The following is a 1137-nucleotide window of genomic DNA, read 5'->3' as shown; positions in this document are numbered from 1 at the left end:
ATCTGCAGAACGACGTGCCAGCCGGGGAGGTCGCCGAAGGCTTGGAGGCACTGGCGGTAGAACTCGGGCCGGCGGGTGTATGCCGAGCCCAGGGAGATCAGCAGGACCTTCTCGGCGTGGGCGGGGCGGTCCCAGCCCGCTGACGGGCGGGTGTCGAAGCAGGGGCCGACGAAAGTCACTGTGCCGGAATCGACTCGGTCGGCGTGCGGTTGCATCGCTCGGGGAATCAGCGCCAGCGCCTGGTCGGGCACGCCGGAGAAGTCGTCGACATCGGTGGTCGCGGCACCGCAGTCGGCGAGCCAGCGTGCGAATCTCGCCTGGTAGTCGTCGGCGCCCGGCAGCTGCCGCAACGGTGTAGCGACTTCGTGTTCGTAGCCCTTCCACGCCACGAAAGTGGGCGAGAGCTGGATCATGCGGCGGTGTTGGGTTTCGGCGAGGGCGCGGCCGGCGTAGGCGCCGATGTCGTAGAGATAGAGATCTGCGGGGTCGTGGTCGTAGGCCGCGCGTAGCTGAGGCAGCGCGAGCTGGGCATTGTCGAGGAACAGGTTCATCACCGCGACAGGGTCTTCGGGCCAGGTGTTGTCGGCCACCGGCAGCATCGAGGTACACGCGATCAGCTCGGCGCCGGCTTCGGTGATCAGGTCCGCGACGGCCGGGTCGTTGGCGTAGGTGACGCGATGGCCCCGAGCCACCAGCTCACGGATCACTTCCAGGCTCGGCAGGACATGGCTGACGATGGGGATGCCGATCATCGCGATATGGGCTGGACGAGAAGGCATTTCGCTCACTTCGAGGATTCGGCGGCGGCTTCGAGGTCGTCGATGCTGCCGGACATGATCGTCGGCACGTGTGCGGTGATGTGCTCGGCGGGCCAGTCCCACCACGCGACTGCCAGCAGGCGGGCGATGTCGCGGTCGCCGAAGCGGGTGCGGATGAGGCGGGCGGGATTTCCGCCGACGATGCCGTAGTCGGGGACGTCGCCGGTGACGACGGAGCCGGTGCTGATGATGGCGCCGTGGCCGATCCGCACGCCGGGCATCACCGTCGCGCCGTTGCCGAACCAGACGTCGTTGCCCACAACGGTGTCGCCTCGCCCCGGCAGGCCGGTGAGCAGGTCGAAGTGGTCCGACCAGGAAC

The 1137-nt window shown here is 68.2% G+C and carries 1 protein-coding gene and 1 pseudogene; both read right to left on the bottom strand.

Annotation, left to right across the window (positions count from 1 at the left end; translation table 11 throughout):
- A pseudogene (locus tag ACFWF3_RS36755) lies at positions 1–779 on the bottom strand (glycosyl transferase); the annotation flags it as partial.
- A 5-nt stretch (positions 780–784) separates the two neighbouring features.
- Positions 785–1137 (bottom strand): CatB-related O-acetyltransferase (locus tag ACFWF3_RS36750; protein WP_379318848.1); only part of this gene is annotated, 353 nt, incomplete at its 5' end.

This window comes from Nocardia sp. NPDC060220, from assembly GCF_042727815.1.
Taxonomy (GTDB): domain Bacteria; phylum Actinomycetota; class Actinomycetes; order Mycobacteriales; family Mycobacteriaceae; genus Nocardia.
This window is presented reverse-complemented; position numbering and strand designations above follow the sequence as displayed.